Origin of the sequence: Gimesia benthica, from assembly GCF_009720525.1 — a bacterium.
GTDB lineage: Bacteria > Planctomycetota > Planctomycetia > Planctomycetales > Planctomycetaceae > Gimesia > Gimesia benthica.
Map to the genome: position 1 here is coordinate 2,922,961 of NZ_CP043930.1, position 26,357 is coordinate 2,949,317.

At 53.5% G+C, this 26,357-nt stretch carries 9 protein-coding genes; 5 read left to right on the forward strand and 4 right to left on the reverse strand.

What is annotated here, in order from left to right; all coding sequences use genetic code 11:
* Positions 1–91: 91 nt before the first annotated feature.
* Positions 92–16,330: a Calx-beta domain-containing protein gene (locus tag F1728_RS11095; protein ID WP_194242776.1), complete on the forward strand. Its 16,239-nt coding sequence runs from the start codon at positions 92–94 to the stop codon at positions 16,328–16,330.
* A 964-nt stretch (positions 16,331–17,294) separates the two neighbouring features.
* On the opposite strand, the gene ald is transcribed toward F1728_RS11095, so the two are convergent.
* Complete coding sequence (gene ald / locus F1728_RS11100) at positions 17,295–18,401, reverse strand: alanine dehydrogenase (RefSeq protein WP_155364161.1); 1,107 nt, start codon at positions 18,399–18,401, stop codon at positions 17,295–17,297.
* A 165-nt stretch (positions 18,402–18,566) separates the two neighbouring features.
* Between ald and nadC the strand changes: the two genes are divergently transcribed.
* Positions 18,567–19,457, forward strand: coding sequence for a carboxylating nicotinate-nucleotide diphosphorylase (nadC, locus tag F1728_RS11105; RefSeq protein ID WP_228030659.1), 891 nt, complete (start codon positions 18,567–18,569; stop codon positions 19,455–19,457).
* A gap of 50 nt (positions 19,458–19,507) precedes the next feature.
* Positions 19,508–21,850 carry a hypothetical protein gene (locus F1728_RS11110; RefSeq protein WP_155364163.1) on the forward strand — a complete coding sequence of 781 codons (2,343 nt, stop codon included), beginning with the start codon at positions 19,508–19,510 and terminating at the stop codon, positions 21,848–21,850.
* A 21-nt stretch (positions 21,851–21,871) separates the two neighbouring features.
* Here the strand turns inward: F1728_RS11110 and F1728_RS11115 are convergent, their stop codons facing one another.
* On the reverse strand, positions 21,872–22,075 hold the full coding sequence (locus F1728_RS11115; protein WP_145036523.1) for a hypothetical protein: 204 nt from the start codon (positions 22,073–22,075) through the stop codon (positions 21,872–21,874).
* Positions 22,076–22,386: 311 nt separating this feature from the next.
* On the opposite strand from F1728_RS11115, the gene trpB reads away from it, so the two are divergent.
* Positions 22,387–23,592: a tryptophan synthase subunit beta gene (gene trpB, locus F1728_RS11120; RefSeq protein ID WP_155364164.1), complete on the forward strand. Its 1,206-nt coding sequence runs from the start codon at positions 22,387–22,389 to the stop codon at positions 23,590–23,592.
* Positions 23,593–23,663: 71 nt separating this feature from the next.
* Entirely contained in the window at positions 23,664–24,485 is an 822-nt protein-coding gene (gene trpA / locus F1728_RS11125) for a tryptophan synthase subunit alpha (RefSeq protein WP_155364165.1), read from the forward strand.
* Between the two features lie 21 nt (positions 24,486–24,506).
* Here trpA and F1728_RS11130 read toward each other — a convergent pair whose 3' ends face one another.
* The gene (locus tag F1728_RS11130; RefSeq protein WP_194242777.1) at positions 24,507–24,950 is read right to left on the reverse strand and encodes an ASCH domain-containing protein; all 444 of its coding nucleotides are present in this window, start codon (positions 24,948–24,950) and stop codon (positions 24,507–24,509) included.
* Positions 24,951–24,957: 7 nt separating this feature from the next.
* A complete protein-coding gene (locus tag F1728_RS11135; RefSeq protein ID WP_155364167.1) occupies positions 24,958–26,352 on the reverse strand; it encodes an MBL fold metallo-hydrolase RNA specificity domain-containing protein in 1,395 nt (464 codons plus the stop codon).
* Positions 26,353–26,357: the final 5 nt, after the last annotated feature.

Genomic DNA, 26,357 nt, shown 5'->3' on the forward strand with positions numbered 1-26,357 from the left:
TCTGGGATTCACGTAACAATTTGTTAGAGAGACTGAAACTATGGTTGTGGGCCGTCCATTCTTCGTGTCATATCTTCGCCGACCAATTTCTTTGCTGAACTGTCTTCGCAGAGGTCAAAAAAAACGACAAAGTCGTGAGAAACTTCGCAGTTATGTCAGTACTTACTCCACAGCGGAACAGTTAGAAGATCGCACGCTGCTGGCTGGTGCTTCGCTCGTCAATATCGAGCCGAACATCGATCTCTCGCTGACTGATGGAGAGGTTTATAACCAGGCCCCCTCAGAGCTCACTTTCAAATTCACCCCCGGACAACAGATTAACCCTGATACCCTGGGCGCCATTCAGATTGTCCGCAGCGGCCTGGACGGCACCTTCATAGACGGCAACGAAGTTCCCATTACTCCCGGCTACATCGGCATTGGTGAAAATCCGAATGAAGTGATTCTCCGCTTCGCTGAATCTTTGCCCGATGATCATTACCAGATCACGATTCTGGGAACCGGCGCAAATCCGTTACTGAATCAGAATAATGAAGCATTTCAGGACGGCGTGGATCAAATCATCGATTTCGAACTGGACCTGGGTGCGAAAGTGGTTGCTGTTGTCCCCCAGCCTGTCTCTGGAGGAGGAACAGGCAGCCTGACCCAGGCCAAGGATCAGATCGACGTCTACTTTAATGCAGATACCCTGGATCTGGCGTCTGCAGAAAACGTCCAGTTCTATCAGTTGATTGATACATCGTCGAATACACTCATCAATCCTGACAGTGTGACTTATGATTCTGCTACGAATAAAGCCACGCTGACCTTCGCCGCCGATATCGCAGACGGTACCTACCATTTACGGATCGGCGAATCCAATACACCTGATTTCACTACCGCCAACGTGGTAGCTGTTGGCGATGTGAATTCCAGCTTTGATGAAGCTGATGCAAATGCAGACCTCGGTGTTCTGGGAACGCAGACCATCCAGGTGAATGGAGTGATTCAACCGCAGTCTGTTTTGCAGCCACAATTACCCGGTGGGAATGACGAACCTGGTCACCGCGAAATTACGATTGAGCAACACATTGAATCAAACGCGACTGGTACAACACCCTCGGCTCCGTCAGCAATTCCTACAATTCAATTTTATTTCCCAGACTTCTATGGGAATGATTTGTATGGTAATCCACTATATAACGAGATTACGGAAAATCAAAAGCAGCGTACTCGCGAAATTTACGAACTCTACAGCTTCCTCACTGGGATCGAAGTTCAGGAAACCGCAAATAGTGGTACCGCCATCGTAACTGGTGACATCCGTGTTCTCGACCCAGGCACTCCACCATTAGCAGTGGGGGGGATCGCCAGTGGAAGCATGGCCATTATGAATGGCGCGCTCGACTGGGGTGACAGTCCCTATGGGGGGGGCTGGTTCGGTACCGCCTTTCATGAAATTGGACACACACTGGGCTTAGGTCACTCATACGACCTCCCCTCGGTCATGGGGTCCTCCGGTGGAGATGTCGGCGGGACAGTAGCGGGAGAGCCGATTTTCCCCTCAAATTTTGACATTACTCACATCAACCGCATACACCCTGCTCTTGCCAATGATATTGATCTTCACAAGTTTGAGTTAGCAACTGCAGGTCGATTCACTGCAGAAATCACTGCAGATCGTTTGCCAACAAAAAGTTTTCTGGACAGCGTGCTGACTCTGTATAAGGAAACTTCACTTGGAGTCCGTGAAATCATCGCTCGGAATGACGATTTCTTTGGCGAAGATGCGTTTCTGGATCTGGAACTGGAAGCAGGTAATTACTATCTGGCGGTCACCAGCGTCGGGAACATCGATTTTGATCCTAATGTGGCTGATTCCGGCTACGGCGGGCGGACCGATGGCTTGTACTCGCTGGACATCAACTTCACCCCAGATCCCATGGCGAACACCTTCATGGTGGATTCCACAGGCGTAGCTCTGGATGGAGACGCCGATGGGACACCTGGTGGTGTATTTGACTTCTGGTTCCAGTCAGGTGAGACCATCTTCGTCGATAAAGCGACTCAGTCAGCAGGCCCCGCGGATGGTAGCCTGTCTAACCCCTACACCAATATCGACGATGCTCTGCTTGCCGCAGGTAACAGCGCGACAGCGAAGATTGTCCGCATTGTCGGTAATGGCGGAGTTGATGGTGACATCAGTACGATTGCAGACAATGATGCCTACCTCGTCGGTCTGACTGACAGTTTCCAGCCACTCGAAGACGGGGCTACGTTTAACATTCCCAAAGATGTTACGGTCATGGTCGATGAGGGTGCGGTGATTAAACTGCAAAGGGCCAATATCGATGTGGGATCGAATAACCTGCTGGATGATCGCAGCCAGGGTGCGCTCCAGATTCTGGGTACGACCGAAAATCAGGTCTACCTGACAGCCTATGGCAATGATGCTATTGGCGGCGATGACGATGGTCTGAGTGATGGTGCCAATCCCGGCGACTGGGGGGGCATTGTATTCCGCGATGACTCCGGCCTTGAAGATCAGGGTATCTTCCTGAACTCGGTCAACAATGCCAACATCAGTTATGGTGGGGGTAGTGTGTTTGTGAACTCGGTTCAGCAGGTCTTTTCAGCTATCCATGCTGAATCTGCCCGCCCCACGATCTGGCAGAACTCAATCACTTTCAGTGCCGACTCTGCCATCTCTGCTGATCCACGCAGTTTCGAAGACAGTCAGTTCACCAATGGCTCGTTTGTCATGGACCGGCATGGTCTGGAGATCTTCGACAACAATATCGCAAACAACTCGGTGAACGGACTGTTTGTTCGCATCAACACCCCTTATGGCAGCACAATTAACAAACTGGATGTGCCTGCCATTTTCAATGACAAAATCACTCACGTCGTCACTGAAAATCTGCAGATTTACGGAGCCCCCGGGGGACAGATGGACGAGAGTGGCAATCCGACAATCAATGGACGTCTGAAAATCGATCCGGGTACTGTGATCAAACTGTCTGGTGCACGTATTGAAGCAGAGCGTGGCAGTGCTCAGTTAATTGCAGAAGGTACCGAAGCCAACCCGATCATCTTTACCTCACTCAGCGATGACCGTTACGGCGCAGGCACGACGTTTGATACATCGAATGACGGTTTTGATACATCAGACCCGGCGAACCTGCCTTACGGCCCCGGCAACTGGGGGGGCATCATCTTTAATGCAGCTTCTTCCGGAAGCATCGATCACGCATTGATCACCAACGCCGGCGGTCTGATTCCGATTGAGGGGGGCTTTGCGAACTTTAATGCCATCGAAGTTCATCAGGCTGAGTTTCGTATCTCCAACAGCATTCTGGAAAACAACGCCAGCGGTCAGACAGGATCCAACCGCAATGGTCGGGGATCAAACGATGACGCCACAATATTTGTACGTGGCGCTCAACCAATCATTGTCGACAACATTTTCCGCGATAATGAAGGAACTGTCGTCAGCATTGATGCGAACTCGCTCAATTACAAGTTCAAAGGTGACTACGGACGATCAACGGGCTTTAGCGAAGCGTACACACAATACACGGACAACCACGGTGCACTGGTTCGGCTGAACCGGATGGAAAACAACGGCCTGAACGGTATGGAAGTCCGGGCGGCTCTGCTCGATACAGAAACCGTCTGGGATGACACTGATATCGTGCATATCCTGCGGGGGGAGATTCAGGTTCTCCAGCACCATACCTTCAGCGGCATTCGCCTGCAGAGCAACCTCGATGAAGGTCTGGTAGTCAAGCTGGACGGCGCTGATGCCGGCTTCACCGCCGACGGTGTACCACTTGACATCGAAGATCGAATCGGTGGTACTGTCCAGATCATTGGACAGCCTGGCTTCCCTGTAATTCTGACATCGCTGGCAGATGATACAGCCGGAGCCAGTTTCACTCCCGCCGGTCTCCCCCAGACTGACACCAACAATGACGGAGATGCCTCCACCCCTTCCGCAGGTGACTGGCGCAGTATCCGGCTGGACCGCTACAGCAATGATCGGAACGTCGTAGAACGTTTTGAAACCGAAGGCAATAACACAGGCGGGGTCGATACCAACAGCAACCCTGGCTTCGCTCAAAATCTGGGAATCCTGGCACCGGATGAAATCAGCGGAGACGAGAATCGCGCACTGGGCTTTAACGTTCATGGTAATATCAGTGCCGACGCACCGGACGATGTTGATGTTTACAGTTTCACGGGGACTGCTGGAACCCGTATCTGGATTGACATTGATCGGACCTCTTCCGCTCTGGATACCATGGTCGAGCTGGTGGATCTCTACGGGAATGTACTGGCTCGTTCACTCAACTCGTTTGACGATTTGACACTTAGTGGTCTGGCAGAACCTCTAAATCAGACTGCTCATCTCCTGGGAGACTTTTATTCCCAGAACATCAACGATGCAGGCTTCAGTGTCATTCTGCCTGGGTCTGCGGGTGCTACTGGTACCTTCTTTATCCGAGTACGCAGTCAACCTGTCGCCGGCGATGAAGCCAACCTGGAAGGCGGCCAGACATCGGGACAATACCAGCTACAGGTTCGCCTGAGACAGGTTGATGAGAAACCTGGTTCCACAGTCCGTTATGCAGATATCCGCTACCCCACTAATGGGGTCGAGGTACTTGGTCAACCAGCCCATTCGCCGCTGTTGGGTGAATCATCCGAAAAAGCCGCGAATAACGAATCGATTGATAACGCTCAAGGCTTGGGGAACCTGCTGACCAGCGATCGCAATACGCTTTCGGTATCCGGCTCACTGTCCAGCGGCTCTGATGTCGACTGGTATACTTTCGAGATGGGCTACGACCTGATCCAGGTCATCGGTGGTCGTAGCGACGGCGGTAAAACCTTTGCCGCCATCTTTGATATCGATTACGCCGATGGCTTATCACGTGGCGATACTACGCTCTCCGTCTTTGACGATCAGGGGCGTCTGATTCTGGTCAGCCGCGACTCAGACATTCAAGATGATCAAGCAGACGGTGACACCGAGAACCTGGCCGCTGGCAGCTTCGGGAAACTGGATCCGTACATTGGCACTGTGCAACTGCCTTCAGCAACTCCCGGCAGCACATTCCGCTATCACGTCGCGATTTCATCCAATGCCCGTCTGCCACAAGCTCTGAATGCAACCTTTGTCTCTGGCGCATTAAACTCTCAAATCCGCCTGGAACCGGTCAGTTCCGTCCAACGCATTGTTGAAGATCATATCGGTTTCAGTGGATATACTTCCGGCAATTCGCTGGCTGGCTCGACTTATGTTGTGCCCCCCACCACCAGCAGCATCTTTGATATTTCGAATGAGACCACTCTGTCGACTAATGTCACAGCTTTCACGCTGGAAGACGTGAACCTGTACGTTTCACAGAATGATCGCCTACGTATTGTGGATCCTTACGATGGCCGTGTTGCTGAGTTATATCCCGGAGCGAATGCGACCATTGATGTCGGCGCGCTTTCCACAGGGGGGAACGATAACACTTCAGATATTACGATTCGTTCAGACGGTCGTCTCTTCAGCTACGAAAGTCTGGGCGGTGTCGGTAACACCGTTGGTCGTTACCGGGAAATTGACCCCGGTAATGCCGGCACGATTTCTTCCAATAATGACGGCATCCCCAGTATTCCCAATACAGGTGCAACTGATCCCGTCCAGATAAACTCTGACAGTGTGGGCGCCCTGGCATTCCAGAGAATTGGCGTTGCCACCTATAACCTCTTCTATGCCGTCAATGATGGGGCGAACACCACACTCTATCAGGCGAATCCGGCGAATGGTGATGCAGGTGACAACCGTTGGACCAGTTCGACTGACACAACCGATCCGCGTAATACTTTCACTGTTATCGGCGATATCACCGGTTACGGTAACATAACGGGAATGTCTTTCCGTGGCATCAATGCATCAGCAAGTCAGAGTATCCTCTACGCTGTCACTGACGATAATTACCTGCTAACAATTACATTTACCGACAGAAGCTGGGGGAGACGTGACGTAAACAATGTTACTGCTGTTGACTTATCCGGACAAATCAGTGGTACCTTGCAGGGTCTTACTGCAGCGCCCCAGAATCTGAACAACGGCGCCTTCCAAAATTATCTGTTTGGTATTACGAATACGGGGAACCTCTATTGCATCGATCCCGCGACAGGCAGCCTTCTGTCCACAATTGATGATCCGGCATTAGGGACCATCAATATCTTTAATGGCGGTGGCGACTTCATAAACGTCGGGACTTCCGGTATCACCGGTCTGGCTTTCTCACCACTGGACTTTAATCTCTGGCATCCCACATTCCGACGGAACACCGATTCCGGACATGGGATCAACAACACATTTGACCAAACCAGAACAGATGTCGGCGGCAATGACCGTGACACCTTCCCGAATGGCCTGGAACAAAGCGAACAGCAGGGGGGAGCCAGTTTCTACTTTGGCTTTGAGCAATGGCTGCAGAATAATTCATCCACCAACGACTACATCGATTATGAGCCGAATGCGCAGTACGGTGTCCTCAGTTCTAACTTCCAGCGCGATCTCTCGACCAACCCGAACATCGGTGATAACTACAATATCGCTGGCGGTGCCCATGGCTCTCTGGTTTCTGGTGAATTCAGTCTGGCTGGCTACAATGGAACTGATCTGCCGACGCTCTACTTCAATTACTTCCTGGAAACAGAGAATGCCAACTCCATCACAGGTAACATGCGAGACGCTGCTCGTGTCTATATCACTAACGATGGTGGTATTACCTGGGAAGAACTGGCAACCAATAATTCGACCTTAGCCCCCGCTACAAATCCAAATGCGGGAGAGTTGTCTTCCTACCTCACCGTTTCTGAGAGAGAAGGAGTTGGAAATGCGAATCAACAAGTTCAGGAAATGTTTGACAACTCCGGTGTCTGGCGACAGGCCCGCATTGACCTGAGTAATTATGCCGGGGATGCCACTCTGCAACTCAGATTTGATTTCAGCACCTCGGGTACAGTAGAGGGTGAGAATATAACAACCTCTTCACCCATTACGCCTCCAGTCTCTGATTATCAGATCGATGTGCTCTTCACGGACTCAAGTCTGACTGCCAGCCAACAGGCCGTTTTCCAGCAGGCAGCTTATCGCTGGAGCCAGATTATCCAAGGCGATGTTCCCGATGTTGATCTGAGTGGTATGGGTTATGGCATCGTTGATGACCTGGTCATTGAAGCCACTGCCCCCTTTATTGATGGTGTCGGGGGAATTCTCGGACAAGCAGGTCCAACTTCTGTACGGCCGGGGACATTCATTCCCTCATCTGGAATTATGCAGTTCGACAGTGCTGATATTGCGGACATGGAAGCCAGCGGTCGACTGTTTGACGTGATCCTGCACGAAATGGGCCACGTGCTCGGTATTGGAACGATCTGGGATGATCTGGGGCTGGTTACCGATCTTGGTACATCAGACCCGCGCTATACTGGTACAGAAGGGGTCACTCAATACAATGCTCTACTGGGTACCAGCCTGTCAGACATTCCTGTAGCCAACACGGGTGGTCCAGGCACCTTTGGTTCTCACTGGCGTGAATCAGATCTGGACACGGAACTGATGACCGGATACGCGGAGCCTGCCGGGGTAAATATGCCCATCAGCACGATCACCATCGGAAGCCTGGCAGATCTCGGTTATGATGTCGATCTGGGAGCCGCTGATACTTATCCCCTGCAGGCACCAGAATCACAAACAGAGGGACTGGTCTCCCTGGGTGAAATGCTGGAAGCCCCCACATTCCTGGTATTGGATGAAAGCTCGATTTTAGCCAGTGCCAATGATTCATCACTGTCAAGCTTATTGCCGGGAGACCTCTTCGGAGATCCGGACGGCAACCGCCAGGCACAGAATAATAACTTTGAAGGGTTCTATATCGATGACATCATCATCGGTTTCGCAGAGCGTGGGGAAATGGTCACGGGAGCCCAGGCTGATCAGACCGCCTTCTTCAACCTGCCTCAGAATCCAACATTCGGTGCGCCTACTCAGCTTCTCTCGGGTGGGTATCAATTGGAAATCCGACGTGGAACGGAATACGCAGCACCGCCCAATGGTCAATTACCTGACCTGACAATCTCTACGCAGTTCGACACCAATGACCGGCTCGTGCGAGAGGTCGTTGACCTCACTGACACGACAATCAACGCACAGCAGGGCGATCGGAATCTGGCCCGTCAGCAGGGTCATATTTCGATTGAATCCAACTCGATCTCCAGTGCTTCCGAATATGGTATCAACATTGATGCCGGTCAGCGTGAATCTGTTGCAGCTGGTCCCAACGGCGGTGTGAGTGCCCGTTCTCAGGCTGGGGGCGTGATTAACGTTCCGGAACTGAATGACTTCTTCAATGGGGGCCTCGGCTTCGCTCCGGGTGTGACCATTCAGAACAACGTGGTCACTGAGTTCACTAACGGACTCGGTGGTATCCGTGTGAGTGGCGATACGAACAGCAGCACTCAAAACAACCCGGCAGCAGTTTCCTACACGAAGGTTGTTAATAACACCCTGTCCGGGGCCAACGTCACCGTCACACAGTCTTCAGCTCAAATTGACGTGGTGTTCATCATCGATATTTCGGGCAGTATGGGACCGGCGATTGCGAACGTACAGGCGCAATTGCTCAACTTTAACTCACAGATGCAGGCAGCAGGTATTGATGCCCAGTACGGGCTCGTTTTGATGCCTAGCCCTGTCGGTTTCAGTGATGATCCAACCCAGGTACAGGATATTGTTGACTTTGCCACGTTTACTGCCCCTGGAAGCCCGTTCCAGACAATTCCCATTACGGGAGCTACCGAACGCGGCAGTGATGCCATCCTGGAAGCCCTGAACCTCTTTGATCCTGATGCTGGCCCTACAACGTTCAACTACCGACCAGGTTCCCGCATCGTCCCGATTCTTCTCACTAACGAGGATGACGACAGTACCACGCAAGCCGCCATTGATGCCCAGGCTGCCCTGCTTACAACGAACTCATTGTTCTATGCGATTGCAGATCCGTTATTCTTTAACACGGCCAGCACGTATGGTACTTTCGCCACCTCGACCGGCGGTCAGCTCTTTGACATCAACAACTTCCTGCTCGATCCCACCAATTTCTTCAACACGATGACAGCCGACCTGATTGGTCAGATCGCAGTGGGGGCAGCCGGCCAAGGGATCCTCGTCGAAAATTATGCGACGACAACCATCCTGAACAATATTGTTGCAAATACTTCTACGGCGATCGACCTGCAATCATCGGGGGGTATTCCGAATGTTGTCGGTGCTAACGTCTTCAAAGGTAATACTGCGATTGGCACCGCTGGAACGAATTCGATCCAGCTGGGAGCCAGTGATCCTCTGTTTGTGAATCCATCCAAAGGAAATTACTATCTCGCAGACAACAGCAAGGCCATCGACAGTTCTTTAAACAGTCTGGCCGATCGACCTGATTTCGTAAACGTCAAAGACTCTATCGGGATGCCCAACTCGGATATCTTTGCTCCGACATATGATGCGTTCGGGCAGTTACGCGTTGACGACCCAACTCAAACTCCGCCCCCTGGTTTAGGTTCCAACATCTTCAAGGACCGCGGAGCGATTGAACGAGCTGACTTTGTCGGCCCGACTGCGATTATCTCGTTACCCGAAGATAATGATGTCGACGGCGTTGACCAGAACAGCGATCCCAACGCAGTTTACATCACCAACCCCGAGCTGTTCACAACGATGATCGTGAAGCTGAAAGATTCAGGCATCGGCATTGACGATAGCCTGGTGAATTCACTGCAGTTCACTCTGACTGCACGGACAAGCACTTCTACCCGCACGCTGGAAGAAGGTCTGGATTACATCTTCAGCTACAACCGCAACACTGACGAAGTCATCTTCACATCCATCGCCGGTGTCTTTGGAATGGACACGCTCTATACGATTGATGTTGACAATTCGACTTCGAACGCGGTCAAAGACCTTGCAGGGAATCTGTTACAGCCAAACCAGACGGATGGTTCGACATCCTTCACAATCCTGGTGAGCGATGGTGTCAATGCACCGCCGATCAACCACTTCGACGCTACGCCGATTCCGGATTCCCCGAATGTCACTGTGACGACAGATCCCGGGTTCTCGGTCGTGTTCTCGGCTGCCAACGGAAATGCCCTGACGGTTACTGACCAGGACTCCTTCCTTGGTACCCAGGGGATTCCGACTTCTCCTGCCACAGACGGCATGGTCACGGTCACTCTGTCGACGCTGATGACTGAAGGCAAACTGGCTGCAGGCCCCAATACCAGCAACGTCACCATCAATCTTACCGATGATGGCACCAGCTATTTCCTGGAAATCACCGGTCTGATCGAAGATGTCAACACAGCCCTGGATGGAGTATCGTGGACACCTCTGTCAACACCGACAGACGGTACAACCTTCGCGGGAGCGACCGCATCACTGACGATGACCACTGATGATAATGGCAACTTCTTTGGTGATCCCTCTCAGACAGACACTGATGTGATCGACATCGTGGTAACAGCTTTGCCTGAAGTCTTCTTCAACACCCCTACCTACAGCCTGAATGAAGATGGTACAACTACCGTTACCGTTGAGCTGGAGCGGGATAAGATCGGGCTGGTAACCACCGTCGACCTTCTGTTCGGGGCCGGAGATACCGAAGGAATTGACTTCACCACCCCACCACCGGCACAGGTCATCTTCGCCGCCAATGAGCTGACGGCGGAAGTCGTGTTTACCATTTTCAATGATGATATCGTTGAGCTGGATGAACAATTCACTCTGACGATTGATACTGTCGACAATGGTACCAAGACCGACGGCCTCATCGATGACGGGCTGGGTGGAACACTGACAGTTTACGATCAGACAACGATCACGATTGTGGATAACGACACAGCTACAATCACCTTCGTCGAGACCGATCTGACCGTCGCGGAAGATGTCGCCACCGGCTATGTCGAATATACGGTGCATATCTCCAACGCGGTTGAGAATGATGTCCAGTTCTTTGTCACTTCAGCTGATGGTACATCTCTCGTAGTCGACAACGCCAGTGACGAAAACACTGACGACGATTACACCAGTGTCAATGAACTGGTCACTTTCGCCAACTCCATCACGCCGGCTGCTGACCAGACTTTCCAGGTGTTCATCACCGACGATAACAAGCTGGAACTGGATGAAATCTTCAATCTTTACATGAACAGCCTGACCGCTGGCGGACTGGAGTCCAAGATCACTCTGGGCTCTCCTGTAGGAAATCCGGCACAGGTGACCATTACCGATGAAGACACTGCCGTCATCAGCTTTGTTTCTGATGACCTGAGTGTAACGGAAGACGATGGTGCCACTGTCACGTTTAACATTCAGATCGACGATGGTTCAGGCGGAGCAATTACTCTCGCGAAAGATGTCAGTTTCTCTGTTTCGACCGCTGACGGCACCTCAATCGTCGATCGCAACGCGACTGTTGCCGACAACGACTACACAGCGAAAACGGAACAGTTCACCTTTGCGGGATCTGCAGATGCAGATCTGGCTACCGGAATTCAGAATTTTGTCATCACAATCAACAATGACGACAAGCTGGAACTGGATGAAGTCTTCAATGTCTTCATGAGTCAACTGGCAGCCAATGGTCTCGATTCCAAGATCACGCTGTCCCATCCCATCACTGAGCCTGATTCCAACAACTGGGCACAGGCGAAAATTACGGATGAACTGGACACCGCCAACATCACCTTCCTCAACAGCAATATCACCGTCAATGAACAGGCAGGGGCGATTGCACTGTTGACCGTTCAGATTGACAAAGCGATTGCAGAAAATGTGAGCTTTGATCTGTTCACGCAGGATGGAACTGCCACTGACGAGCTTATCGATGACGACTACTCATCCGATCGTCAGACCTTCACCTTCCTCGGAACCCCCGACACCGATGTGGTTCCCGGGGTCCAGACCTTTGTCGTTAACATCACCAATGACGACAAACTGGAGCTGGATGAAATCTTCAACGTTCTGATGGACAGCCTGTCTGCCAACGGCCTGGACAGCAGAATCAATCTGGACGGTCCAGCTGATGTCACAATTAAGGATTTGGACACCGCGTTCATCTCTTTTGTCAACAACGATGTCTTTGTCGACGAAGAAGCGGGCTCGGTCACATTTAACGTCTACATCTCGAATGCGATTGCAGTCGATGTTGGCTTCGATCTGACGACAAAAGACGGTACTCCTCCGTTACCCGCCGGTTCCGGAATTGCCACCGATGAGTCGCTGGATGATGACTACAAATTCAAAACCCAGAGCTTCACCTTCACGGGTACTCCGGACACCGATAATGTCCCCAGTGCCCAGGCCTTCACCGTCACCATTACTCCCGACGAGAAAGTGGAACTGGATGAACTCTTCAATGTGTTCATCGACAACCTGAATGCCAACGGGCTCGACTCCCGAATTACTCTGGGGGCAGATGCCACCGGTATTATCCGCAACAATGACTCGGCTATCATCACGGTTGATCCTGTCATCTCCGGCGGTGTTAATGAAGGCAGTGGTACCGGCACTACCGATATCACTTTCAATGTGAATATTTCCAAAGCGATCGACACGAATGTCAGCTTCTTCCTCTCCACCGTGGACAATACAGCCACGGTGGCAGACAACGACTACATTGCGGTGCTGAACCAGCTGTATACATTCCTGGGTTCTCCCAATTCCGACGTTGTCCCGGGGCAGCAGACATTCACCGTGCAGATCGCCCAGGACAAAAAAGTCGAACTGGACGAAATCTTCAATGTCATCGCGACCAATCTGAATGCGTCAGGACGCAACGTCACACTGGGACTGCCTGCAGCGGGTACGATCATCAATGATGACTCGGCGACTGTCACAATCAACAACGTCTCCAAGCTGGAATCCGAAGGAAACTTTGTCTTCACCGCGACTCTCTCGAATCCGGTCGATTCTAACGTTTCCGTTGAAGTTTACACTCAGCATGGGACGGGACTGATCACCGACAGCGACTACAACGCCGTTGATCCACTCACTCCAATCATCCTGAACTTCACTCCGAATGGTGCCCTGACTCAGAACTTCACGATCACCGTCAATGATGACAATCTCGTAGAAGGTGATGAGTTCTTCTCCACCATTCTGGCCAACCTGGACGCTGCCCTTCGCAATGTTTCGATCATTAACGGAACCGACCAGGGACACATCCGGGATAACGACTCCGCGAAACTGTCAATCACTCCAGTCATCGACACCGAAAACCACAGTCCGTTCCAGTTCCTGGTCGAGTTGTCTAACCCGGTTGACGTAGCGATTACCGTGGATGCTTCAACCATCGACGGAACAGCCACATCCCCGGATGACTACCAGGGAATCTCTGGCCAGACTCTGACCTTCGGCCCCGGCGTGACGCAGGTTCCGCTGAACATCACTGTGTTCAACGATATCTTCACCGAAAGCCCGGAAACGTTCGAGGTCATCCTGGACAATCTGGTTCCAAATGGACGTGCCGTCTTCCTGACCAGTGTCGAGTCGCTCAGCAGTGTCGCCACTTCTGACGCTGCAGTCGCCGTGGATGTTGTCGGTAACTACGCTTATGTGGCAGACCGCGATGGCGGCCTGCAGATCTACAACATTGCCAACCCGGCTGCTCCTTTCCATGTTGGTGAGTTTGACTTCAACAACCAGGGCATCGCCCAGGCGATCGATGTAGTCGGCAACCTGGCATACCTGGCGGTTGGTGAAGCAGGACTGCAGATCATCAACATTGCGAACCCGGCTGCTCCGGTCTTCGTCGGCAGTATCGCCACTCCCGCTCGAGCCCGCGGCGTCCAGGTCATCGGTAATCTGGCCTATGTCGCAGACGACAGTGGAAATGGTGGCGGTCTGCAGATCGTCGATGTCACCAACCCGGCCTCACCATCCATTCTGGGAAGCTTTGGAGTCTCTACTCCCGGCGGTCTGGCAGGGGGCGTCGAAGTCATTGGCAACATAGCCTACCTCACCGATGGAAATAACGGGCTGCAGATTGTCAACGTCACAGACTCATCCAACCCCACCCTGATCAAAAATGTTCTGACTCCGGGTGGAGCTGCGATCGGCCTGGATGTAGTTGGAAACTACGCCTTTGTAGCGAACCGTGAAGGCGGTCTGCAGGTGATTGACATCTCGACCCCCGCCACCGCCTCAATTGTGGGTACACTGAATACTCCTGGCGTCGCCACGGGTGTCCAGGTAGACGGCAACTTCGCCTATGTGGCCGATGGAGCCTCCGGCCTGCAGGTGGTTGACATCACGAATCCGACCAGCCCGATTCTGATCAACACATTTAATACGCCCAGCAGTGCCCGCAGCCTGTTCGTGAACGGCACCCTGGCATTCGTTGCTGACACCTTCAGCGGTCTGCAGATTCTGGAATTCTTCCCCTCGACTACCGCGACGGGAACGATTCTGGATCCCTCCGGCCCGCCATTGACGGGAACTGCTTCTCCCAATACCACCATCAGTACTTCGATCGTGAAATCACAGACAACTACTGATGCGAACGGCGAAACCGGTTCCGTACCGGAAAGCGAAGATTGGGTTGATGAATGGGACAGTTTCTGGGTTGAAGTCTGGGGTACCACCACAGACGGCTCCGGTATCACCGGCGGTTCGTTTGACCTGGAATACAACACGGACTTCTTTACTGCGACCGCCATCGACTTCGGTTCCGCATTCGGCAGCAGCAGCTCGTCCAGCATCGATGACCAGACCGGCATCGTATCGGGCATCAGCGGTCAGAACGGCGTGGGCACACTGGGGTCCAGCAAGCAGGTTCTGCTGGCCCGCGTGAAGTTTGAATCGCTGGCCGATGATGGCGTTGCCATCGATACCGTCGCCGGCTTCCTCGGACCTCACAACCTGGGCATCCGCGTGATCAACGCTCAACTGGATGTGGCAGGTACCGGTGCAGTGACCGCATCAGTGGCGACTGCACCGACCACCGATCTGTGGGCTGTCCCGTTTGACCTGGATGACAGTGGTGTCATCGACTTCAAGGATCTGCTCAAGTTCTCAACCTTCTATGGAACGTCAGTGGTCAACGCCTCCTCCGGGCTGGCCTGGTCACTCGACTTCGACAAGAGCGGCCAGATCAACTTCAAGGACCTGACCTTCCTGGCAATGAACTACAACCGTTCCAAAGCCAGCGGTCAGTCGGTTGTCTTCCCGCCGAACTTCCCACAGGAATGGTATGGTTCCTCCATCACCACAGACGGGGATGACTCACTGAATGACCTGATCAACGCTGCCGTTGACGAATGGAAGACCGCTACCGGAAACCAGAACCTGTCAGTTCAGGTCGTGGTTACCGACCTGGGTGGTCAGCAACTGGGTGAAGGCCATATCCTGGAGCTTGACGAAAACGGGATTCCCGTCAAGGGACGCATTTACATTGACGACGATGCTGCCGGCCTCGGCTGGTACTCGTCTATCGAAGGGCTCTCCTTCGACAGCAATGGGGAAGCGATCTCCGGTTCTGCAGCCGACGGACACTACGACCTGTATACCGTCCTGCTGCACGAAATCGGTCACGCAGCCGGCTTCACGACGGGCTATTCTGCCTACGCCGACCATATTGAAACCAGCGGCTCCGGCCAGGTTCAGTTTGTCAGCTGGGATCTGATTGCACCGCTGACCGACGACGGCCTGCACATCGATGAGAACTTCTATCCGGAGGACCTCATGGGCGAATTCCTCGACCCATCGGTTCGGAAGTCGATCTCAACCCTGGATGTTCGCATCCTGCAAGCTGCCTATGCAGACGCCGCAGGAGCCGTAATCAGCCCGCTGTCGGCTCCATTGACTGGTGCTGGACTCGATCCGACTCCGCTGATGACCTCAGCACCTGTGGTTGATGCTCCGGCTGCAACCACTCGCACCAAGCAGTCTGTTGGGGTTGCTCCCGCACCTGCACTGGAGCCGGCATCCGAGCCAACATCCGTCGAAACTGCTTCGGACTGGGGTTACACCTCGCTTACCGTACAGGATTCGGTACTGAACCTGGATCAGTCCAGCGGACTGGATCAGCTGGTTGGTTCGCTGCTCGATAACTCTTACGAGACGGATCAGCTGCTGACCAACGACTTCGACAGTTTCGAATCAGACGGATATGACCTTGGCTTCGAATTCGAAGACGAAAAGGATCTGAACGCCGGCTTCGAACTGGAAACCGCAGGCGAAGAAGTGGATGACCTCTTCGCAGACTGGTCAGGACCGCTGATCTAAGCAATCGCCTGGCAATTGGAATAATGAGAGACGGAGAGGTGTGAGCGAAAGCTCCACCTCTCTTTTTTATCTCATAGTCAAATGCCAGGCATCGGCTGGAATCACTCCTCCTGTTGAAATTCCTCCAGAAGTGCATCTATCCACCACTTCTCTATTTTCATCTACGGGCTCATGTGGCTAATCAGTAAAATGCCGGATTCGTTTTTCGGATTTCGAGTCACGGATCATGTTTCCCTTGGAAGTCTTGTTGATGTTGGAAGTCAACAGGCGGGAGGACACACGGGTCCTCCCCTACATTGATGGAAATCGGATTCAGGTTCTGGGTATTTCGTCTCCACAGTCAGTTTCCTGCTCGCTGCGCTCGGCCCGAATTGCATTCGGGCCCACCCGATGCTGTGAGCGGAATGGCGCTAGCCACCGGTTCTGTTGTCCGCGTCACCCCGTGTTACCGGCGGCTGACGCCTTGCCGCTCATGAGGATGTGTCATATGAACTCCCATTATGAATTAAAGCATGTGGACTGTGGTGAGGCAGACCGTCTCACGCCTGCTGTCTCTGGGTGCTGCTTGAGGAGCGATACTGATTGTGTTGAACGGCACCGGCGGGTCAAGACAGAATTTTGTCCCGTTGTGACCGGATTTTGTCCACGTCTGTCCCAGATTTTGTCCTGGTCTGACCGGTTTGTGTCTCAGTCTGCCCTGAACAGCGGAGACCGAACATCGCGAACCGGTTCGAAATACTCCAGTAAGCATCAGGTGAAAAGCCACTCAGATTCAGGTGCTGTTTCGTCAGTGGTGCGCCTGCATGCAGTGCACGCTGCACCCGTCTCGCGCGCGAGCCAGAAGGGAACCAGCATACGCTTCGGGATGCGCGGTTCAAGTTCAATCTGTTCAGAGGAGCGGCGCAGATTTTCAGTGGGGCATGTCACTCGACGGGATCAACGAAGTCACGGCTCTGCGTTTTCGTCAGACACAAAACTCGTGGTATTCCAGACCAAAGGTGGCGGCGACTGCGCGGTTGGTCACCTGTCCGTTGTGCACGTTGACCGCAGACAACAATCCGCGGTCCTGCCCACAGGCGGCTTCCAGTCCCTGGTTCGCCAGTCTGAGTGCATACGGGAGCGTGACGTTACACAGGGCATAAGTGCTGGTACGTCCCACGGCGCCAGGCATGTTGGCGACACAGTAATGCACGACGCCATCCACGACGAAAGTGGGATCCGAGTGCGTCGTCGGCCGGGATGTTTCGATACAGCCTCCCTGATCGACGGCGACATCAATCAACACCGCGCCCGGCTTCATCATCTTCAAAGCAGACTGGGGAACGAGCATCGGAGCCCGGGCGCCTGGGATCAGGACGGCTCCGATCACCAGGTCCGCCAGCTCGAGTTGCTCGCGGATGTTGTGTTTGTCGCTGTAAAGCGTATTCACGTTGGCAGGCATGATATCTTCGAGGTAACGCAGACGATCTACGCTGATATCCAGAATAACGACGTCCGCCTGAAAGCCGGCTGCGATCTGGGCCGCGTTCTTGCCGACCACACCTCCGCCCAGAATCAGGATGTGCGCCGGCGGGACTCCCGGTACGCCTCCCAGCAGAATGCCGCGTCCCAACTGGGGGCGTTCCAGATACTTGGCGCCTTCCTGAATGCTCATGCGTCCGGCGACTTCACTCATGGGAGTCAACAGCGGGAGCTGGCCGTTTTTCCCCTCAAGCGTTTCGTAAGCGACGGCGGTGGCGCCCGTTTCCAGAAAGCCGCGGGTGAGTTTTTCGTCGGCGGCGAAGTGGAAGTAGGTAAACAGGATCTGGCTCGGTCTGAGCAGGGGCCATTCGGAGGGCTGCGGCTCTTTGACTTTGATAATCATGTCGGCGCGGGAGAAGATTTCTTGAGCCGTTTCGACGATTTCGGCCCCGTTTTCTTCGTAGAGTTCATCGGGAATCCCACTCCCCTGCCCGGCTCCCCGTTCGACCAGGACGGTATGCCCGGCGGCCGTCAATTCCTCGGCTCCAACCGGAATCAGGGCGACGCGGTACTCGTCCTGCTTGATTTCACGAGGGACTCCGATAATCATGTGCTTCTCCCGATTACATGTCAAACTGCAGACTGCTATGATACGATAAGTACTTATAGCTATTATCGTTTAATTCTACGTCTGATGTTAGTCAGATGCTGGATTCAGAATCGGAATGCCCTTGAATCGGCGCGTTCCCAGACCCCCGAATACAGAGATGCGCACGTGACAGTTCCCTTTACACAGCCCCACGAGGCAGCAGCCCTTACCCTCATCAAATTGAGCCTGGCAGAAGATCTCCAGGAGACCGGCGACCTGACCTGTCAGGCCCTGATTGAAGATACCGACCAGGCCGAGATTCAGATTGTCGCCCGCCAGAGTGGAATCCTGGCTGGCTCTCCGATTACCTCACTGATTTTTGCAGAACTCGATCCGCGAGTGACCTGCGAGCATCATCTGGCTGATGGCGCTGCCCTGGAACCGGGATCCGTTATTTCAACGTGTGCCGGGCCCCTGGCATCTTTGTTGACTGGGGAACGCACCGTCTTGAACTTTCTGACACATCTGTGCGGCGTAGCTTCACAGACAGCGGAGTACGTGAAAGCCATTGAGGGAACCCGGGCCTGTATTCTGGACACGCGGAAAACGCTGCCCGGCTGGCGGGTACTGGAAAAATATGCGGTCGCAGCCGGCGGGGGAACGAATCACCGGATGGGCCTGTATGACGGGATCCTGATTAAAGATAATCACCTGGCGGCCTGGGCCAGCCGCAATTCGCATCCCACCATCGCTGCTGCGGTGCAACAGGCGCGGGAATCGGTGAACGGGGAAAAGGGAGTGGAGGTCGAAGTCGACACGCTCGAACAGTTGGCCGATGCTCTTGAAGGGAAGCCTGAGATCGTACTGCTGGATAACATGTCACCCGAGACCATGCGGGAGGCGATCCAGATGCGTGATGCCCAGTCACCCGCGACGCTGCTGGAAGCATCGGGGGGGATTAACCTGGAAACAGTACGGGCCGCTGCGGAGACGGGAGTGGAACGGATCAGCGTGGGTGCGTTGACTCACTCTGTCATCTCGCTGGATATCGGTTTCGACTGGAAACGCCGCACCTGATTTTGAAAAGACCCGATTTTTAATTTCGTTGAAGACACTGATTACTGCCAATGAATAAGCCATCTGTAGACAGACCGCTGGAGTCACTGGAGAAAGATTCCCCGCTGTTCCTGAACGGGGCCCTGGTCTGGCTGCTGCTGTTTTTTCTGATCTACCTGTCCGTTCCACTGACGAATAACAGGGAGATCGACCGCTGGTATATCGTGCCCGAGATGCCTTTCCTGCTGCTGGATCTGGTCGATCCGCTGCCCGAAGAGAATCCGCATCCTGCTGGCTGGGCTTATTTTCCGCAGCGGATTCCGTTGATCGGAGTCGCGTCGATCATTCTGCTGGGCGCCTGGGGACTGGGACAACTCGTAACAAGGTTGATCCGCGTACCGCTGGCCCCCTTCACTGCCGAACGGACGGTCTTCGCCGCGGGCCTGGGAATATCATTCGTCACACTGCTGACACTGGGAGGGGGCCTGATGGGCATTCTCTCCCAGGGTCTCTGTTACGCCGTACTGATATTCACCGCGATCGCAGGCGTAGCCTCGGCGCTACAGGAAACGAAACAGAAAACGGGCTCGCTGGGTTCTTTGAAGCTGGCGCTGCCGGAAGCGATCACGGTCGACACACTGTTCCGCGTGGGCTGCTGTCTGCTGATGAGCCCGTTTGTGTTGAGCATGTTTTTGGGTTCGATGCTGCCTTCGACTGACTATGATGTACTCGAATATCATTTCGGAGGGCCCAAAGAATATTATCTGCAGGGATATATCAGCTTCCTGCCACATAACGTGTATACCAGCTTTCCGTTTCTGACCGAGATGGTGACGCTGCTGTCGATGACGCTCAAAGGGGACTGGTTCACGGGAGCCCAGGCGGGCAAACTGGTACTGATGAGTTTCGCGCTATTTACCGCGCTGGGAATCTTCACCACGGCACGGCACTGGTTTGGTTCGACAGCAGGCTGGATTGCAGCCACGGTCTTCCTGACGAATCCCTGGACTTACCGGATGTCGATCATCGCGTATACTGAGGGAGCACTCTCCTTTTATCTACTGGCGAGCCTGCTGAGTCTGATCCTGACGATAGCGGTTCTGCAGAAATGGAAAGCGAACGCGAACGACTCAACGGACGCATCCACTGCCGACACATCCCGGTTGCCGGGCGAACTCTGGAGCTTTACGCTACTCACGGGCCTGCTCTCCGGTTCGGCGATGGCGAGTAAATATCCAGGCGTGCTTTCGGTTGTGATTCCTTTGGGACTGACGCTGCTCGGTTTCAGCTGGTTCCTGCTCCGGGAGAATAAATCGGTCTGCTGGTCTACGACATTGAAGCTGGGCGTGCTGTTCGCAGTCGGGACCCTGATTACCATTGGTCCGTGGCTGCTGAAGAACCTGGTGGAGACCGGCAATCCGGTTTATCCGTTGTTGTATTCGGTATTTGGCGGACGCGATCTGACTGATGCTTTGAACGCCAAGTGGAAAAACGGGCACGGCATGCGACCGATTGGCCTGCATGAGTTCAAAGACAGTCTGCTGGATGTCACGATGACCAGCGACTGGATCAGTCCGCTGCTGTTCTGCCTGGCACCGCTGGCCTTTCTGAACCGACAACACCGGCGGCTGATGTACTGGCTCTGGATATATATCGGATTTCTATTCTTTTCCTGGTGGTTCCTGACACATCGGATCGACCGGTTCTGGGTGCCGATGCTGCCGGTGGTTGCGGTACTGGCGGGCATTGGTGCGACGTGGAGTTCGAAACTGCTCTGGCGTTCTGGTGTGACTGTCGCGGTGCTGTTTGCTGTGATGTTCAATCTCTGTATCGTCACCAGTGGTCTGGGAGGTAATAACGCGTACCTGGATGACTTCGCTTACGCGCGAAAGTTCACAGGCAATCTGACGGCTCCTGAAATTGAGTTACTGAATCAGATGAAGCTCGACCCTGACCAGGTCGTGTTATTTGTGGGAGAAGCGAAGGTCTTCAACGCCGAGTTCCCGGTGATCTACAACACGGTCTTCGATGAAGATATTTTCCAGCAGTGGACGGCGGAAGCAAATCCTGAGTTACCTGCGAAACAACTCAAGATGAAACCGGCTGAAGCAATCAAAAAGAAATTCCAGGATGAGCATATCGCGTTTGTGTATGTGAACTGGTCAGAGGTGTTACGTTATCGTCTGCCGGGATCTTACGGTTACACAGACTACGTGACGCCGCTACGTTTTCAGAAACTGGTAACCGAAGGTGTACTGCGTCCGCCGCTGGAAAATCAATACGGTTATCAGAAGTTTGAATCGTTATCTGATAACAAGAAAAAAGAAATTGAACAGTGGGCGCCGGAACTGATTGTGGAACGCGACGGCGAGCGTTACTTCGTCTCGGCGCAGATTTTCCCCGTAGCGAAATAGCAGCAGGAACTCACTGAGGAATTAACCTACAGGAGGTGTGAAGTCATTGAGCTCGCGATGGGCAGAACGGAGGATGTGAGCGAAATCCGGAATGATGATATCGCTGTCATCCAGATTCTGGTAGCCATGGGTTTTGTCATCCAAAAGACAGAAACGTTCCTGTTCATCGATATGAATCGAATTGGAATTGATGGCTTCGTCGAGTTTTTGATTAGAAGTGTTCATATTTAATTCTCCCCCTCTTAAGTTGTGAAACAGATCGTTCCACAGAACGCGTCCTGTATTTTATCGATCTTTTGAGGAAAATCCTACTAAATTACGACTGGACACCACATTTTCCAGGCCTACAACGACAGAAGAGCATGATACAAAAGCAGATACAGCAAAACGACCGGCTAGAAAAATGGAAAAACCGGATCGAACCTTTTCCGATTCTGAAGGGTCCTGTGGGCGGGCATTGACCATTGCCACGCGGAATTCAATAATGGTCACTACCGCTGTTTTTTTGATATTTTACTAGAGAATTTGAGCCAGATATGACAACCAGTTTATCGAATGTGCCTGATGCCTCCGGTCGCTTTGGAGAATTCGGCCGCCGTTTCGTCCCCGAAACTCTGATGCATGCCCTGGAGGAACTGACCCAGGAATACGAGAAGGCCAAACAGGATCCATCATTTCAGGCGGAGCTGGACGACCTGCTCAAGAATTATGTGGGCCGCCCAAATCCGCTCTATTTCGCGGAACGCCTGACCGAACATTGTGGCGGCGGCAAGATCTACTTCAAGCGCGAAGATCTGAATCACACCGGTGCTCATAAGATCAACAACACCATGGGCCAGGCGCTGCTGACCATGCGGATGGGTAAAAAACGCGTAATCGCCGAGACAGGAGCCGGCCAGCATGGCGTGGCTTCTGCTGTGGCCTGTGCCCGCTTCGGGCTGGAATGCATCGTCTACATGGGCGAGGAAGACATCCGCCGCCAGAAGCTCAATGTGTTCAATATGAAAATGATGGGCGCTGAAGTCCGCGGCGTCTCCAGCGGTTCCAAGACGCTACGCGACGCCGTCAATGAAGCGATGCGGGACTGGATGTCGAGCGTGGAGACCACCCACTACATTATCGGTTCCGTGATTGGACCGCACCCCTTCCCGATGATGGTTCGCGACTTCCAGTCGGTCATCGGAAAAGAGGCCCGCGAACAGTGCCTGGCGCAGACAGGTAAACTCCCCGATCAAGTGATTGCCTGTGTCGGCGGCGGTTCCAATTCTGCCGGCATGTTCTATCCCTTTATCGACGATGAGGGTGTGAAGCTGACCGGCGTGGAAGCGGGTGGCCGCGGTCCTGAACCGGGAGAGCATGCGAGTACGCTGAGCTATGGAGCCAAGGGTGTGCTGCATGGCAGCTTCGGATATGTGCTGCAGGATGATGACGGCCAGACGATGGACGTGCATTCGATCTCTGCAGGCCTTGACTATCCCGGCGTGGGTCCCGAACACAGTTACTGGAAAGACTCCGGCCGCGTGAATTACACCGCGATCACCGACGATGAAGCCCTCGAAGGCTTTCAGACGATGGCCCGCCTGGAAGGGATCATCCCGGCGATTGAATCGTCGCATGCGATCGCTTACGCCGTCAAAGCAGCCCGCCAGGCCAGCCCCGATGAGACGATCGTTGTCTGTCTGTCCGGTCGTGGCGACAAAGACGTGAATGAAGTGGCCCGCCTGCTGGAACGGGAAATTTAATCCCCGGCCGGTTTTGTCGTAACAATAAATATCATCCCTCTGAAATTCAGTTAAAAGCAGTACCCCCCATCGTGACAACTTCGATCTCTGAAACTTTTGCGACGTTAAAATCTGAAAACCGCATGGCGTTCATGCCTTTCATCACGGCCGGCGATCCGGATCTGGCAACCACCGTTGATGTATTGAAAGAACTGTCACGACAGGGAGTCGACCTGATCGAAGTGGGCTTCCCGTATAGTGATCCAATTGCAGATGGTCCGGTGATTCAGGAATCGTATACGCGGGCTCTCAATAACGGCTTCCACGTACACGACCTGTTTGAAGCTTTGAAAGCACTCTCAGCAGATGAGTCCGTCGATCTCCCGGCCCTGGTCGGCATGGTTTCGTATGCGATTATCTTTCGTTATGGTGCAGAGCGTTTCCTGAAAGAAGCCGCTGAAGCCGGATTCTCAGGTCTGATTGTTCCCGATCTTCCCGGAGATGAAGCAGCGGAGTTTGTGGAACTCACCAAGGCAGCTCAACTGGACCTGGTACAACTGGTCTCCCCACTCACGCCTGAAGATCGCACGAAGCGAATCGTGCAGTCTGCCTCGGGTTTCATTTACTGTATCGCTGTCGCCGGTACGACAGGTGTTCGTGATGAACTGCCTGGGGAACTGACCGCGCATCTGGAGTCGTTACGCTCGCTGACGGATCTGCCTTTAGCAGTGGGCTTCGGCATCAGTAAGCCCGCGCATGTCGACACGCTCCGCGGTAAAGCCGATGGATTCATTATTGGTTCGGCGATCGTCAAACAGTTCGCTGCTTTTTCTGATCCAGACCAGACGCGGGAAGCCGTGATTGCGTCGATCGGAAAATACGCAGGTGAGATGGCAACCGCAACAAAAGGCTGAGGAACGGTTCCTTAACCGTTCCTATTTCTGGCGAGTCCCGGTCTGCTTGCGGACGAAGGGATAGAACCAGACTCCGTAAGGCAGGAACTGCGGCACGATAGGCGATTTGATGCGTTTGGGATTCGCGAGTTTCCAGCCGAACTTTCCCTTGAGCAAAGACGCGGGGACGCCTGACGCTTCCGCATGTTCAGCGGTCGCGGGGAAGGAATCGACGATCTCAACGGTGCCGATCAAGGTGCCCGTCGGGAGGGTCTCAGTGGTGATTTCCGCTTGCGCTGCTGCTTCGATCGCGTGCGGTGTCTTCGCGAGAGTCTTTGAAGCATAGACATAGATCGTCCCGCGGATCTTCGTCTGACTGGAACGGAGCTCAATTGTTTTCACGCCCCGCATGATCAGTTCTGCCCACGGCTGCCTGATTCCGAGAGCCGGCAGACTCTTGTCGGGATGTTGAATCACTTTCGCCATTGTCGCATTAAACCTCGAACGATTGCTGATACTGAGGGATGATCGGTTCCTCATCGACTTCATCACGGATCAAGGCTGCGAGCGCCGTCGCCGATTCCGGTTCTCCGTGGACGAGGAAGACCTGGCCAATGTTTCCCCGTTTCGCGGAGGTTTCATACCACCATTTAAAATCTTCAACGTCGGCATGGCCTGAGAGACCGCTGAGCTGTACGACCCTGGCTTTGACCTGGTAATAACGATCAAAGATTTTCACTTTGGGATCGCGCTGCTGCAGGCGACGGCCCAGGGTATGCTCCGCCTGGTAGCCCATCAGTACAACGGTATTCTCCGGATGTTCCAGGCCGTTCTTGAGGTGATGGCGGATACGACCGTTCTCACACATCCCACTCCCGGCGATGACGACGAACGCTCCTTCCCGTTTATTGAGTTCGATACTCTGCTGACGGGTCGAAACGTAATCCAGCAACGAGAAGCCGAAGGGATCCTTGTCTTCTTTCAAAACATCGCTGACATCCTGATCCATATCCTGCAGATGATGGCGGTAGACTGAAACCAGACGCGTGGAGAGGGGGCTGTCGACAAAAATCGGAATGTGTGGTAGACGGTTTTCGTTATACAGATCATTCAGATAGTAAATGATCTGCTGGGTGCGTCCGAGGCTGAACGCGGGGATGATCACACGTCCTTCAACACGATAGGCTTCATCGAGAATGTGATAGAGTTCCTCTTTCAGGTCCGATGCCTTTTCGTGAACCCGATTGCCGTAGGTACTTTCTGAAATCAGAATCTCACAACCCTCGATCGTATCGGGATCTCGCAGCAGAGGCAGATCACGGCGCCCCAGATCACCGGTGAAGACCAGATGTCTCCATTCTCCCTGGTCCTTGATCTTCATCTCGATGATCGCAGATCCCAAAATATGGCCGGCATCCAGCAGTCGTACCCGGAGGTCGTCCCCCAGGTCGTGCCACTCATGATAGTCCAGGCGCTCGAACTGCTTCATGACCTGTCGCACATCTTCCTCATCGTAAAGGGGTTCGATGGGCGGATGCTTTTCGTTCAGTTTGCGAGACAGGTAACGGGCGTCTTCATCCTGAATACGGGCGCTGTCCTTAAGCATGATCTCCGCGATGTCCGCCGTCGCGGAGGTACAGAAGATCGGTCCCCGAAAACCCTTATTGTACAGCCGGGGAATATTGCCACAATGATCCATATGTCCGTGCGAGAGGATGACGGCATCCAGGGACTCAGCGGGATAAGCGAAGCGGCAGTTCTTTTTGAATGACTCTGCCCGGTGGCCCTGAAACAGGCCACAATCGAGCAGAATCCGTCGCCCGTCTGTCTCGATCAAATGCTGGCTGCCGGTCACCTCACCGGCGGCACCAAGGAACGTAATTTTCATCTATG